We start from the raw sequence: 14,111 nt of genomic DNA, 5'->3' as shown, positions 1-14,111 counted from the left end.
TGGTGGACCTGGCGGAGATCAAAGCTTCTTGTCCTGAACCTGCTTCACGAGATAGTCGAGGGCCTGCGCGGTACCCGGAATGCTGTTCGTGTAGGCCGGACCGGTCTTGTACTTGCCCTGGACGACGATCGTCGGCACGCCGTCGATGTTGTAGTCCTTCAGCAGCTTGGCCGACTGATTCACCTGGCCCTGCACGCTGAACGAGTTGTACGCGTCCATGAACTGCTTCTTGTCGACGCCCTGCGTGGCGAGGAAGTCGGCCTGCGCCTGCGGCGTCAGCAGGTAGTTCTTCTGCTTGTGGATCGCGTTGAAGATCGCCGGCGTGACCTTCTCCGAGATGCCGAGCGCGGACACCGCGTAGAACAGCTTCGAGTGCGGGACGAAATCGTCACGGAACGCGACCGGGATGCGCTTGAAGTCGATCTTGTCGCCTTGCTTCTTCACCCACGCCTCGACCGTCGGCTCGAACTCGTAGCAGTGCGGGCAGCCGTACCAGAAAAATTCGATCACTTCGACCTTGCCGGCCGGCGCGGACACCGGCTGCGGCGCCTTCATCACCTCGTAGTCCTTGCCGGCCACCGGCGCGGCCGGGGCCGCGTGGGCGAAGCCGGCCACGAGGCCCAGGGACAGGAGAAGCGTGCTGAGCAGTTTTTTCATGTTGTGAACGTCGGATCAGTTGCTTGAGTAGCGAAACGTAACGGGATCAGCGTAGGCGCGGCCGGTTTCACTGCTTCGTGAAGCGGATCACTGCCGTGTCGACACCTGCATCGGACAAACGCTGGCGCGCCGAGTTCATATCCTCGAATTTCGAGAACGGGCCCACGCGCACGCGGAAGTAGGTGACGCCGCTGACGTCGCGCTTCGACACCTTCGACTCGAACCCCTGGAAGCCGAGGCGCGCGCGCTGCTGCTCGGCGTCGCTTTCCGTCTTGTACGCGCCGACCTGCAGGAAGTAGCCGGTGTTCGCGTCGTTCGCGGTCGGCGGCTTCGCGGCGTTGCCGGGCGCGTTGCTGGCGACCGTCGTCGACGACGTGGCCTTCGACGCATTCGCCTGCTGCTGTTGTGCCTTCTGCGCCTGTTGCTGCTGCGCGAGCTTTTGCGCGGCGAGGCGCGCGATGTCGTCTTCGCCCGCCGTCGCCTGCGGCTGCTGCTGCTTCTTCGGCGGCGTGCTATCGGCAGGCTTCGGTGCGACGGCGACGCCGTTGCTCGACGACCCGCGCGAAGCGTTCGACCCGTTAGACGCGCTCGATCCGTTCGATCCGTTCGACGCGCTGGATCCATTCGAGGTGCTCGACCCGTTCGAAACGTTCGAGCCATTCGACGCGCTCGGGGCGTTGCCGTTGGCCGACGGCGGCACTTCGACGATCTGCGGTTCGGGTAGCAGGCCCGGCTGCGTCTGGTTGCCGGCCTGGCCGGGCGCGGTATTGGGCGGCGTCGGCTGCGCGGCCTGCGGCGGCACCGGCTGGCCGGGCGTCTTGCCCTGCAGCGCGCGGTTCGGATCGAATTGCTGCGGCTGGCTCGCGGCGTTGTCGGCCGGCGGCGGCGCCACCTTCGACACGAACGGCGACGGCGAACGCGTGATGTAGAGCGCCACCACCACGGCGATCGCGAGGCCGACGATCAGGCCCAGCACGATGCCCAGAAATGTTCCTCCGGCTTGTTTCGATTGCTTCGACGTGCGGCGTGGTTGTGCCATTGCTTGAGTCACCTGCAAAAAGAATCGTGAAAAGGCCGCGGCGGGCATCCGACGGCGGGTATCCGACGGCGGGCGCGGCCGCGGCCTGTTGCTGCCCCGTACGGGCCGCTTACATCTTGGCGGGTGCGGACACGCCGAGCATCGCCAGACCGTTCTCGAGCACCTGCCGGGTGGCGGCGAGGAGGGCGGCGCGGGCGGTGCGCGGCGCTTCGTCGTCGACCAGCACGCGCTCCGCATTGTAGAACGAGTGGAATTCGCCAGCGAGGTCGCGCAGGTAGAACGCGACCGCGTGCGGCGCCAGCTCGTTCGCCGCATGCGTGAGCATGTCCGGATACTCGGCGAGCTTCTGCATCAGCGACGCGGCCTGCGTGCTCGTGAGCTGCGACAGGTCGGCGCCCGGCAACTGCGCCACCTCGACGTTGTAGCGCGACTTCAGCTCGTTCAGCACCGAGCAGATCCGCGCATGCGCGTACTGGACGTAGTAGACCGGGTTTTCGTCGTTCTGTTTCAGCGCGAGGTCGATGTCGAACACGAACTCGGTATCGGCCTTGCGGGAGATCAGGAAGAAGCGCACCGCATCGCGGCCGCGCGTGATCGTCGCCTCGTCGATCAGGTCGGGCGCCGCCTCCTGGCCCGGCACCGCGCCGCCCGACCATTCGATCAGGTCGCGCACCGTCACGTAGCTGCCCGCGCGCTTCGACAGCTTCACTTCCTGGCCGTCGCGCATCACGGTGACCATCTTGTGCAGCACGTAGTCGGGGTAACCCTTCGGAATGCCGACGTGCAGCCCCTGCAGACCCGCGCGCACGCGCGCGATCGTGCCGTGGTGGTCCGAGCCCTGGATGTTGATCACCTTCGTGAAGCCGCGCTCCCACTTCGTCACGTGGTACGCGACGTCCGGCACGAAATACGTGTACGTGCCGTCCGTCTTGCGCATCACGCGATCCTTGTCGTCGCCTTCTTCGGTCGTGCGCAGCCACAGCGCGCCGTCCTGCTCGTAGGTCATGCCGGCCTTGATCAGCGCGTCGACCGTCTTCTCGACGCGGCCTTCGCTGTACAGCGACGATTCAAGGTAGTACTGGTCGAACTTCACGCCGAACGCCTGCAGGTCCATGTCCTGCTCGTGGCGCAGGTACGCGACCGCGAACTTGCGGATCGCGTCGAGGTTCTCGACGTCGCCTTCGCCCTTGACCGGCTCGCCGTCCTTCGCGGCGACCGTCTCGCCGTTCAGGTAGTCGCGCGCGATGTCGGCGATGTACTCGCCGTTGTACGCGGCTTCCGGCCAGCCCGCGTCGCCCGGCTTCAGGCCGCGCGCGCGCGCCTGCGTCGAGATCGCGAGGTTGCCGATCTGCACGCCTGCGTCGTTGTAGTAGAACTCGCGGTGCACCGCGTAGCCCTGGCTCGCGATCACGTTCGCGAGCACGTCGCCGAGCGCCGCCTGGCGGCCGTGGCCGACGTGCAGCGGGCCGGTCGGGTTCGCCGACACGAATTCGAGCAGCACCTGCTTGCCATGTTCGCGATCCGACGTGCCGAATGCACGGCCCTGCTCGAACACCGCGGCGATCACGGCCTGCTTGGCCGCCGCCGTCAGGCGCAGGTTGATGAAGCCCGGGCCGGCGATCTCGGCGGCCTCGACAAGGCCTTGCGCGTCTGCTTGCGCGGTGAGCGCGGCGACGATCTTCTCGGCGAGCTGGCGCGGGTTCGCGCCGAGCGGCTTCGCGAGCTGCATCGCGACGTTGCACGCGACGTCGCCGTGCGCGGCGACCTTCGGGCGCTCCAGCGTGATCGCCGGCGCGACGAACGCGGAGTCGTCGCCCTTCAGGGCGTGGGCGACCTGCTTGACGCTATCCGCGAGCAGGGCTTCGAGGGTCTGTTTTTGAGCTGGCAGCATGCTGGTAGAAGGCTTCGTTGGTGGCGGCCGGGAACCTCGGCGCGCCGGCGCGCTTTTTAAGCGCGCGTTTCAGGGATCGCAGAATTTTAACAGGTGCTAATATGCCGCTCAGGCGGCCCGTGTCTGCGCGGCCGGACGCCGGTCTGCCGGCGTTCGCCAACCGCGCGCGGCGGGCACAACAAGATTAAAAGGGATTTGTCATGATTACGTTCAAGAGCAAGGCGGCACAGGATCTCGACGTGCTGAAGGATTTCGCCGTATATGTGCTGGGTCTCGTCGGCAAGCAGCTGGGCGAGCGCGGCGTGATTACGCACGACGAGCTGGACCGCGCGATTTCGAAGCTGGAAGATGCCGTCGCGCAGGCGAAGCAGGAGCGTGCCGAGCACGCGGGCCATTTCCACGAGGACGAGGTCGAGCACGCGCACCACGAAGTGCCGCCGAGCCTTGCTCAGCGTGTCGCGCCGTTCCTCACGATGCTGCGCGAGGCGAAGGCCGGCGAGGCCGACGTGCACTGGGGCTTCTGAGCCTTCGCGCGCCGCCGTCCGAAAGGAACGAAAGGCAATGAAAAGCCCGCTCTCGAGCGGGCTTTTTGATTTGTCTGACTAAAAACCCGGGCGCGCCTTTCTGCAGCCGCCCGGTCGCCGCAATGCGGGTCAGAGTTGCGGTGCGAGCGCGCGGCGCGCGTCGTCGAGCGACAGCGCCATCCGCTGCGCATAGTCCTCGAGCTGGTCCTGGCCGATTTTCCCGACCGAAAAGTACGTGCTGTCCGGATGCGCGAGGTAGAAGCCCGACACGCTCGCGGCCGGCAGCATCGCCAGCGAATCGGTCACGCTCATGCCGATCTCGTCCGCATGCAGCGCGTCGAACATGTCGCGCTTCACGAGGTGGTCGGGGCAGGCCGGATAGCCGGGCGCCGGCCGGACGCCCGCATACTTCTCGGCGATCAGCGCGTCGTTGTCGAGCGTCTCGCCGCTCGCGTAGCCCCACAGCTCGCGGCGCACGCGCGCGTGCAGCGCCTCGGCGAACGCTTCCGCGAAGCGGTCCGCGAGCGCCTTCAGCATGATCGCGCTGTAGTCGTCGTGGTCGGCTTCGAACTGCTTTTCCTTCACGTCGACGCCGAGGCCGGCCGTCACCGCGAACATCCCGATGTAGTCGGCGATGCCCGATTCCTTCGGCGCGATGAAGTCGGCGAGCGAGCGGTTCGGCCGCATCACGCCGTCGACCACCGGCCGCACGCTCTGCTGGCGCAGGTTGCGCCACGTGAGCAGCACTTCCGAGCGTGATTCGTCCGTGTAGATCTCGATGTCGTCGTCGTTGACGGTGTTCGCCGGCAGCAGCGAGATCACGCCGCTCGCGGTCAGCCAGCGGCCCTGGATCAGCCGCGCGAGCATCGACTTCGCGTCGGAGAACACGCGGCGCGCCGATTCGCCGACGATCTCGTCGTTCAGGATCGCCGGGTACGGACCCGCGAGATCCCAGGTCTGGAAGAACGGGCCCCAGTCGATATAGTTCGCGAGCTCGTTCAGGTCGTAGTTCTTGAACACGCGGCGGCCGATGAACTTCGGCTTGACCGGCTGGTAGTTCGCCCAGTCGACCTTGGTTTTGTTCGCGCGCGCTTCGGCGAGCGTGACCATCGGCTGCGCCTTGCGGTTCGCGTGCTGGTCGCGGATCCGTTCGTAGTCGGACTTCAGCTCGTCGAGATACTTCGTCGCGCCTTCGTCGGACAACAGGCTCGCCGCGACCGACACCGAGCGCGACGCGTCCGGCACGTAGACCACCGGGCCTTCGTAGTTCGGCGCGATCTTCACGGCCGTGTGCACGCGCGACGTGGTCGCGCCGCCGATCAAGAGCGGAATCTTCTTCACGCGGAAATAGTCGTCGCGCTGCATTTCCGACGCGACGTACGCCATTTCCTCGAGGCTCGGCGTGATCAGGCCCGACAGCCCGATGATGTCCGCGCCCTCGACCTTCGCCTTCGCGAGGATCTCGTTGCACGGGACCATCACGCCCATGTTGACTACTTCGAAGTTGTTGCACTGGAGCACGACCGACACGATGTTCTTGCCGATGTCGTGCACGTCGCCCTTCACGGTCGCGATCACGATCTTGCCCTTCGCGCGCACGTCGCCGCCCGCTTCCGCGAGCAGGCGCTTTTCTTCCTCGATGAACGGGATCAGGTGCGCAACCGCCTGCTTCATCACACGCGCCGATTTCACGACCTGCGGGAGGAACATCTTGCCCTGGCCGAACAGGTCGCCGACGATGTTCATCCCGTCCATCAGCGGCCCTTCGATCACGTTGATCGGGCGGCCACCGGCCGCGGCGATCTTCGCCCGCACTTCTTCGGTATCCTCGACGATGAAGTTCGTGATGCCGTGCACCAGCGCATGCGAGAGCCGCTTCTCGACCGGCTGGTTGCGCCACTCGAGGTTCTCTTCCTTTTTCGCGCCCCCTGCCTTGAACTTGTCGGCGATCTCGAGCAGGCGGTCGGTCGAATCGTCGCGGCGGTTCAGGATCACGTCCTCGACGCGCTCGCGCAGTTCCGGGTCGAGGTCCGCATACACGCCGAGCTGGCCCGCGTTCACGATGCCCATGTCCATCCCGGCCTGGATCGCGTGATACAGGAACACGGTGTGGATCGCCTCGCGCACGGGGTCGTTGCCGCGGAACGAGAACGACACGTTCGACACGCCGCCGCTCACCTTCGCGTACGGCAGGTTCTGCTTGATCCAGCGGGTTGCCTCGATGAAGTCGACCGCGTAGTTGTTGTGCTCCTCGATGCCGGTCGCGACCGCGAAGATGTTCGGGTCGAAGATGATGTCTTCCGGCGGGAAGCCGACTTCATTGACGAGGAAGTCGTACGAGCGCTTGCAGATCTCGGTCTTGCGCTGGAACGTGTCGGCCTGGCCGGTTTCGTCGAACGCCATCACGACGGCCGCCGCGCCGTAACGGCGGATCAGGTTCGCGTGGTGGCGGAAGGCTTGTTCGCCTTCCTTCAGCGAGATCGAGTTGACGATCGCCTTGCCCTGCACGCACTTGAGGCCCGCCTCGATCACGTCCCACTTCGACGAGTCGATCATGATCGGCACGCGCGCGATGTCCGGCTCCGACGCGATCAGGTTCAGGAAGCGCACCATCGCCGCCTTCGAATCGAGCATCGCCTCGTCCATGTTGATGTCGATCACCTGCGCGCCGTTCTCGACCTGCTGGCGCGCGACCGCGAGCGCCTCGTCGAACTGGCCGTTGAGGATCATCCGCGCGAACGCCTTCGAGCCGGTGACGTTGGTGCGTTCGCCGACGTTGATGAAGAGCGTCCCGGACGTGACGTTGAACGGCTCGAGGCCGGCAAGGCGCATCGTATGATCGGTCATGGCGGTGTGGTGCGTTGCGTGTTGGGTGGGGCGGGCGTGCTCGTGCGCGATGCGCGGGGCGGGCGTCAGGCGGCGTCGCTGTACTGGCTCGGCCAGCGGCGCGGCTTCACTTCGGCGAGCGCCTTCGCGATCTCCGCGATGTGCTCCGGCGTCGTGCCGCAGCACCCGCCTGCGAGGTTCACGAGACCGGCCTGCGCGAATTCCTTCAGCAGGCCCGACGTGACGTCGGGCGTCTCGTCGAAGCCGGTCTCGGCCATCGGGTTCGGCAGGCCCGCATTCGGGTAGCACGACACATAGGTGTCGCACAGCTTCGCGAGCTCGGCGATGTACGGGCGCATCAGCGCCGCGCCCAGCGCGCAGTTCAGGCCGAACGTGAGCGGCTTCGCGTGGCGCAGCGAATTCCAGAACGCCTCGACCGTCTGGCCCGACAGGATCCGGCCGGACGCATCGGTGACGGTGCCCGAGATCATGATCGGCAGGCGCTCGCCGGTGTCCTCGAACAGCTCGTCGAGCGCGAACAGCGCCGCTTTCGCGTTCAGCGTGTCGAAGATCGTCTCGACGAGGAACAGGTCGACGCCGCCGTCGAGCAGCGCCTTCGCCTGCTGGTAGTACGACGTGCGCAGCTCGTCGAACGTGACGTTGCGCGCGCCCGGATCGTTGACGTCCGGCGAGATGCTTGCCGTCTTCGGCGTCGGCCCGATCGCGCCCGCGACGAAGCGCGGTTTGTCCGGCGTCGCGTATTTCGCGGCCGCCTCGCGCGCGAGCCGCGCCGATTCGACGTTCATCTCGACGACGAGGTCTTCCATCCCGTAGTCGGCCTGCGCGACCGTCGTCGCGCCGAACGTGTTGGTCTCGACGATGTCCGCACCGGCCGCGAAGTACTGGTCGTGGATCTCGCGGATGATCTGCGGCTGCGTGATCGACAGCAGCTCGTTGTTACCCTTGATGTCGCGCGGGAAATCCTTGAAGCGCTCGCCGCGATACGCGGCTTCGTCGAGCTTGTAGCGCTGGATCATCGTGCCCATCGCGCCGTCGAGGATCAGGATGCGCTGTTGCAGCAGCGCAGGCAACTGGGCGCCGCGCGTGTACGAAGCGGTGAGCGCGGCGGACGGAGCGGCGGGAACGGCGGATGAAGTCGCAGACATGGCGGATGACCGGCGAAGCGGGAAAAGCGCCATTGTAGCCGGTGCGGCCCCGTGCCGCCCGGCCTTGCGCGGCGCGTCGCCGGGGCTGCGGTGCGTGTCGGCGGGCTCAATGAAAACCCCCGCGCGGCGGACCGGACGGGGGCAGAATCGGAGTGCTCGGCGGCGCAGGTGAACCGCGCGCCGCGTGCGGTGAGCCCGGTGGCATCATGCGCCGGGCCCGGGTGCCGTCAATGCAGGACGACCGGCTGCGTCATCAGGCTGTCGAACTGTCCGAGGAATTCGTCGACTTCGTCGAGCGACGGTTCTTCGTCGATCAGCTGTTTGACGTGTTCGCGAAACCGTTCGGCGAGTTCGCCGTCGATGAAGATCTCGCGCTGCGCGTTCTTGTCGACGATTTCGTAGCCACCCGAATTCATCGCATGGTGGCCGGCCTGCGGCGGGAACTCGACGACGCAGTAGTTGGGGCTGTTGTAGATCATTTGCATGGCGGCACTCCTCTTCGCAGTGGCATCTGGCCTTGTTGTCCCCATACGTGGGGCAGGCTGCGCCGGTTTCAAGGGGCTTGCGCTGCACACCCCGTTCCCGTTGCATGGGGTGTATCGGTTAGAAGCCGATATCTGCTAAACGTTTCCTATTGTGGTCCGGTGTACCGAAATAGTTGTTAAAGAGTGTCATGCCTAATTTTACGGCACATGACTGTCGATCTTTAGTGACGATCTTTGTGGTAGGGCATCGGTCGAATTTGCCGATTTGTTTGCCGATTCGCGCGTCAGCGCGCGAGCTGTCAGGATACCTCAGTCGATGCGGCTGGCGGTGCCGACGGCGATGAAGCGGGCGCTGCCGGTGCGGGAGCAGGGGCCGGTGCGGGCGATGCAGTCGGCGCGGGTGACGAGCCCGGTGCGGGTGACATGATTGGCGCGGGTGACGTGTCCGGTGCGGCCGGAGCCGAAGCGCCGGCCGCTGGCGCCGGTGCGTGGCCCGTGCCGGGCGTCGCATCCTCGGCGCTGGCGGGTGCGGCGAGCTGGCCGTGCCACAGCAGTTCGATCTGCGTGCCGTTCGGTTCCGTCTGCACGAGCCGCGCGGGCAGCCAGCCGAGCGACGGCGCAAGCCACATGTCGATGCGCCGCGTGTCGCCGTCGTGGCGCGGCAGGCGCATGAAGTGCCGCGTCGCGATGAAGCCCGAGGCGGTCTGCACCTGTTCGTCGCCGATCACCGCGATCGGCCAGGTCTCGCCGCTGTTGTTGTCGATCACGAAGAACTGCTGCGTGACGCCCGGCCGGTACTTGTCCGGGTTGCCGCGCACGAGGCCCGCGAGCTGCATCAGCATGCTGAAGCGGTCCTGCGCGCCGTCGGGCAGCGGCACGTTGTCCGGCGTGCGCGTGAACACGACCTGCCGGATCTCGCGGTTGAAGATCGCGATGTCCTCGGGACGCTTGCCGCGCTGTTCGACGTAACGGTCGGGCGCAATGCCGAACGCGTCGATGCGGCCCTGGCTCCGGTAGCGGAACGGGCCGACGAACGGCACGGGCATCGTCACCGACAGTTCGTACGTTTGCCCGTCGGTGCGCCAGTGGATCGTGCCCGTCGAGTTCTGCATCCCGTTGTAGAACGCGTCGTATTGCAGGTCGCCGGATGGCGGCACCGCATATTTGACGCCGTTCGATGCGGGGCCTGCCGTCGCGGCGCCGCTCGCGCCGCCGGCGGATGCCGCCGACGTGCCCGATGCGCCGGATGTGCCCGACGCGATGCCGGGTGCGGCCGCGGCCGGCGGTTCGCCTTCCGCGGCGGTCTGCGTCGACGTCAGGACCGGTTCCTGCTGCGCCGGGCGCAATTGCGCGGCCGGCTTCGCGGGTGCAGGCGCGGCCGGCGTTGCGACAGGTTTTGCGACCGGCTGCTGCGCGGGCGGCGCCGGTTGCCGCTCGATCGCCTGCGGTTTCAGCAGCTCGATCTGCACGGGCACCTCGGCGGGCGCGGGCGGCGTGAACGGTTCGCGATGACGCGTGAACCAGAACGCGGCGAGCACGTGCAGCACGAGCACCACGACGAGCGCAATGCCCGCGCGCAGCCAGCGGCGGGGCATTGCGTAGCGGGGATGGGTGTCGGTGTGCGGCATCGGCTGGCGGCGAAGGGTTGGGGCGGTCGGCGCGCGGGCGGCGTGCAGCGTGTGTGCCGGGGCGCGGGCCTCGTCAGGATTCCGACCGTCGGATGCGCCGCGCGTTCGCGGCGCATGGTGCACGGGGGCGCGGGTGCAAGTCAGGCGTCGCGCGCGTCCGGACTATAGCCGAGTTCGTATGACAGTTTCTGCGCGCACTCGCGCAGCGCGGCGTCGATCTCGCCGCCCCATGCAATGTCGAACGTGCCTTCGTGGCCGAGCGCGAGGATCGCGAGCGCGAGTTCGCCGACCGCGTCGAACACCGGCATGCAGAACGCATGGATCGTCGGCAGCAGCATTCCCTCGACGCGAGCAGCCTGGTGCGTGCGCACGTCCGCGAGCACCGCGTCGACCTCGGCGCGCGTGCGCGGCCCGCCGTGATGCGGCGAGCGGCGCGTATCGGCGAGCTCGCGCTCGATCATCGCGGCGGTCTTGCCGGGCGGCAGGTACGCGGCGAACAGCAGGCCCGTCGCGGAGCCGAGCAGCGGCATCACGTCGCCGAGCTTCAGCGATGCCTTCGCTGGATGGCTCGATTCCATCCAGTGCACGATCGTCGGTCCCTGGTTGCCCCACACCGCGATGCCGACCGTCTGGTCGAGCCGGTCGCGCAGTTCCGTGAGCGCAATCCGCGCGAGCTTCACGCCGTCGACGCGCGCGAGCCGCGCAAGGCCCATCTGCAGCGCGAAGCCGCCGAGCTCGTAGCGGCCGGATACCGGATCCTGCGACACGACGCCGAGCCGCGAGAAGCTGACGAGATAGCGGTGCGCCTTCGCTGGGCTCATGCCCGCGCGCTGCGCGAGATCGCGCAGCATCATCGCGCGCGGTTCGCTCGTCAGCACGTCGAGCAGACGGAAGCCGACCTCGATCGACTGGATGCCGGAGCGGAGCTTCTCGCCGCCGTCGCCGGCGGCATCGTCGGCGGTATCGGCGGTGTCGGGTTCGGCGAGATCGTCGTCTGGGAGCTGGCTGGCGGACATGGGGCAACGGTGCGCGGCGCGCGATCAGGAGGCAGGGTTCGATTCGGCCGCGGCGCGTACGCTGGCGTGCGCACCGCGCGGATTCACCATCGTAAAATAGATTCCTTCCATCGTCACTACAACGGCAGATTCCCCTCATGAAACTTGCTTCGCTGAAGGACGGCACGCGCGACGGCCAGCTGATCGTCGTGTCGCGCGACCTGCATACCGCAGTGATCGCCGACACGATCGCGCCGACGCTGCAGCGCGTCCTCGACGACTGGGCGTTCTACGCGCCGCAACTGCGCGACCTGTACGATGCGCTGAATCATGGCCGCGCGCGCCACGCGTTCCCGTTCGCTCCGGCCAACTGCATGGCGCCGCTGCCGCGCGCGTTCCAGTGGGCGGACGGCTCCGCGTACGTGAACCACGTCGAGCTCGTGCGCCGCGCGCGCGGCGCCGAGATGCCGCCGGAGTTCTGGACCGATCCGCTGATGTACCAGGGCGGCAGCGACGATTTCCTGGGGCCGCGCGACGACGTCGTGTGCCCGTCCGAGGAGTGGGGCATCGACTTCGAGGCCGAAGTCGCGGTGATCACCGGCGACGTGCCGATGAGTGTGTCGCCCGACGACGCGCTGAAGGCCGTGCGGCTCGTCACGCTGGTGAACGACGTGTCGCTGCGCAACCTGATCCCGGCCGAGCTCGCGAAGGGCTTCGGGTTCTTCCAGAGCAAGCCGGCAACTGCGTTCGCGCCGGTCGCGGTGACGCCGGACGAACTCGGCGAGCACTGGCGCGACGGCCGCGTGCACCGGTCGATGATCGTCCACTGGAACGGCAAGAAGGTCGGCCAGCCCGACGCGGGCACCGACATGGTGTTCCACTTCGGCCAGCTGGTCGCGCACGCGGCGAAGACGCGCAACCTGCGTGCCGGCTCGATCGTCGGTTCGGGCACGGTGTCGAACAAGGATGCGAAGCGCGGCTACTGCTGCATCGCCGAGAAGCGCTGCCTCGAGACGATCGAGCACGGCGCGCCGCAGACGCCGTTCATGCGCTACGGCGATACCGTGAAGATCGAGATGTTCGACGACGCCGGCAAGTCGATCTTCGGCGCGATCGAGCAGTCGGTCGCGCCGCCCGACGGCGCTGCATGACGTAACGTAACGCACGGCACCGCACCGCAGCGCCCCGCAACGCGCGCGGGCGCAACCCGGTTGCGGCCCGCGCGCCGGGTTTCGCCCGATGTTTGCCCGCGCGGGCTTGGCTACACTCGATCCATGGGTTTTCCGCAAGGAGCTTCGCATGTCCGATCTCGCCGTCTACAGCGGCTATCAAGCACTGAAGGTGCGGCGCCAGCCGCACGGCATCCTCGAAATCGTGATGAGCGGCGAAGGCGCGAACAAGAGCGGTCTCGCGACCGCGAACGAGCGCATGCACCGCGAGCTGGCCGACATCTGGCGCGACGTCGATCGCGATCCCGACACGCGCGTCGTGGTGATCCGCGGCGAAGGCAAGGGTTTCTCGGCGGGTGGCGATCTCGCGCTCGTCGAGCAGATGGCGAATGATTTCGACGTGCGCGCGCGGGTCTGGCGCGAGGCGCGCGATCTCGTCTACAACGTGATCAACTGCAGCAAGCCGATCGTGTCCGCGATGCACGGGCCGGCCGTCGGCGCGGGCCTCGTCGCCGGGCTGCTCGCCGACATCTCGATCGCCGCGAAGAGCGCGCGCATCATCGACGGCCATACGCGGCTCGGCGTCGCGGCCGGCGACCACGCGGCGATCGTGTGGCCGCTCTTGTGCGGGATGGCGAAGGCGAAGTACTACCTGCTGCTGTGCGAGCCGGTGAGCGGCGAGGAGGCCGAGCGGATCGGCCTCGTGTCGCTCGCGGTCGACGACCACGACCTGCTGCCGAAGGCCTACGAGGTCGCCGAGCGTCTCGCGCACGGCTCGCAGACGGCGATCCGCTGGACCAAGTACGCGCTCAACAACTGGCTGCGTTCGGCCGGGCCGACGTTCGACGCGTCGCTCGCGCTCGAATTCATGGGCTTCGCGGGCCCCGACGTGCAGGAGGGCATCCGTTCGCTGCGCGAGCGCCGTCCACCCGATTTCCCCGGCGGCGCGCCGTTCTGACGCGCGCTATGATCGATCCACGGCGGCCGTGCGATGTGGCCGCCACGCTCCCCCAGTCAACCAGGATGCCCGCATGACCACCGATACCACCGGCTCCAATCCTTTCTCCGGCTTTGCCGGCTTCAAACCGGCCGACATGGTCGACCGGATGTGGGACATGATCCGGCTGTCGCCGTTCGGCGCGATGGCCTCGATTCCCGGCGCCACGCAAGGGCTGCCGCCGTCGCTGTCGAGCATGTCCGACATGATGGCGCCGCTCACGAGCGTCGAGGAGCTCGACAAGCGCATCACCGATTTGCGTGCGGTCGAGCAGTGGCTGAAGCTGAACCTCGGGATGCTGCAGTCCGCCATCCAGGCGCTCGAGGTGCAGCGCGCGACACTCGCGACGCTGCGCGCGTTCGGTGCGTTCGCGCAAAGCTCGATGTCGGCCGCCGAGGATGCGGCCGTCGCGGCGGCGAAGGCCGCGGCGGCACCGCGTGGCGACACGCCCCATGCACCGCACGCGGGGCCTGCAGCCGCATCTGCAGCCGCAGACACCCCGCCCGGCGCGGATGCCGCCGAGCAGAACCCGGCCTTCGATCCGACCGGATGGTGGAACCTGCTGCAGACGCAATTCAACCAGCTCGCGAGCCTCGCGATGACGCAGCCGGGCGGGCAGCCCGCCGCCGCGCCGGGTGCCGCGCAGCCCGATCCTGCTGAACCGGCCGACCCGGCGGATCCGAAGGCAGCACCGGCAGCCTCCGCAGCGCCGCGCAAGCCTGCCGCCAAGCGCA

12 protein-coding genes are annotated in these 14,111 nt (G+C 67.5%); 4 read left to right on the top strand and 8 right to left on the bottom strand.

The annotated features are described in order from the left end of the window. Nucleotides 1-18: 18 nt before the first annotated feature. From G3N94_RS24010 to argS, 3 genes are all read right to left on the bottom strand, one after another. The gene (locus G3N94_RS24010) at nt 19-657 is read right to left on the bottom strand and encodes a thiol:disulfide interchange protein DsbA/DsbL (protein WP_205795055.1); all 639 of its coding nucleotides are present in this window, start codon (nt 655-657) and stop codon (nt 19-21) included. A gap of 67 nt (nt 658-724) precedes the next feature. After that, nucleotides 725-1,696, bottom strand: coding sequence for an SPOR domain-containing protein (locus tag G3N94_RS24005; RefSeq protein ID WP_205795054.1), 972 nt, complete (start codon nt 1,694-1,696; stop codon nt 725-727). 109 nt (nt 1,697-1,805) lie between these two features. Continuing rightward, nucleotides 1,806-3,587, bottom strand: a complete 1,782-nt coding sequence (gene argS, locus G3N94_RS24000) for an arginine--tRNA ligase (RefSeq protein ID WP_205795053.1) — start codon at nt 3,585-3,587, stop codon at nt 1,806-1,808. Nucleotides 3,588-3,787: 200 nt separating this feature from the next. On the opposite strand from argS, the gene G3N94_RS23995 reads away from it, so the two are divergent. Then, a complete protein-coding gene (locus G3N94_RS23995) occupies nt 3,788-4,111 on the top strand; it encodes a DUF1840 domain-containing protein (RefSeq protein ID WP_205795052.1) in 324 nt (107 codons plus the stop codon). A gap of 129 nt (nt 4,112-4,240) precedes the next feature. Here G3N94_RS23995 and metH read toward each other — a convergent pair whose 3' ends face one another. The 5 genes from metH to G3N94_RS23970 all read right to left on the bottom strand — a co-directional run bounded on the left by metH (nt 4,241) and on the right by G3N94_RS23970 (nt 11,232). Beyond that, nucleotides 4,241-7,009 (bottom strand): methionine synthase, encoded by a 2,769-nt coding sequence (metH, locus tag G3N94_RS23990; protein ID WP_346778727.1) that lies wholly within the window; start codon nt 7,007-7,009, stop codon nt 4,241-4,243. Between the two features lie 14 nt (nt 7,010-7,023). After that, entirely contained in the window at nt 7,024-8,103 is a 1,080-nt protein-coding gene (locus G3N94_RS23985) for a homocysteine S-methyltransferase family protein (protein WP_205795050.1), read from the bottom strand. A 227-nt stretch (nt 8,104-8,330) separates the two neighbouring features. Next, nucleotides 8,331-8,588, bottom strand: coding sequence for a DUF3567 domain-containing protein (locus G3N94_RS23980; protein WP_205795049.1), 258 nt, complete (start codon nt 8,586-8,588; stop codon nt 8,331-8,333). Between the two features lie 299 nt (nt 8,589-8,887). After that, nucleotides 8,888-10,216: a DUF3108 domain-containing protein gene (locus G3N94_RS23975; protein ID WP_205795048.1), complete on the bottom strand. Its 1,329-nt coding sequence runs from the start codon at nt 10,214-10,216 to the stop codon at nt 8,888-8,890. Nucleotides 10,217-10,356: 140 nt separating this feature from the next. Then, nucleotides 10,357-11,232 carry an IclR family transcriptional regulator gene (locus tag G3N94_RS23970; protein ID WP_205795047.1) on the bottom strand — a complete coding sequence of 292 codons (876 nt, stop codon included), beginning with the start codon at nt 11,230-11,232 and terminating at the stop codon, nt 10,357-10,359. Nucleotides 11,233-11,369: 137 nt separating this feature from the next. Between G3N94_RS23970 and G3N94_RS23965 the strand changes: the two genes are divergently transcribed. The 3 genes from G3N94_RS23965 to G3N94_RS23955 all read left to right on the top strand — a co-directional run. Continuing rightward, nucleotides 11,370-12,362: a fumarylacetoacetate hydrolase family protein gene (locus tag G3N94_RS23965; RefSeq protein ID WP_205795046.1), complete on the top strand. Its 993-nt coding sequence runs from the start codon at nt 11,370-11,372 to the stop codon at nt 12,360-12,362. Between the two features lie 148 nt (nt 12,363-12,510). Next, nucleotides 12,511-13,338, top strand: a complete 828-nt coding sequence (locus G3N94_RS23960) for an enoyl-CoA hydratase/isomerase family protein (RefSeq protein ID WP_205795045.1) — start codon at nt 12,511-12,513, stop codon at nt 13,336-13,338. Between the two features lie 73 nt (nt 13,339-13,411). Continuing rightward, nucleotides 13,412-14,111 (top strand): PhaM family polyhydroxyalkanoate granule multifunctional regulatory protein (locus tag G3N94_RS23955; protein WP_205795044.1); only part of this gene is annotated, 700 nt, incomplete at its 3' end.

The organism is Burkholderia sp. Ac-20353 (assembly GCF_017104785.1).
Lineage (GTDB): Bacteria > Pseudomonadota > Gammaproteobacteria > Burkholderiales > Burkholderiaceae > Burkholderia.
This window is presented reverse-complemented; position numbering and strand designations above follow the sequence as displayed.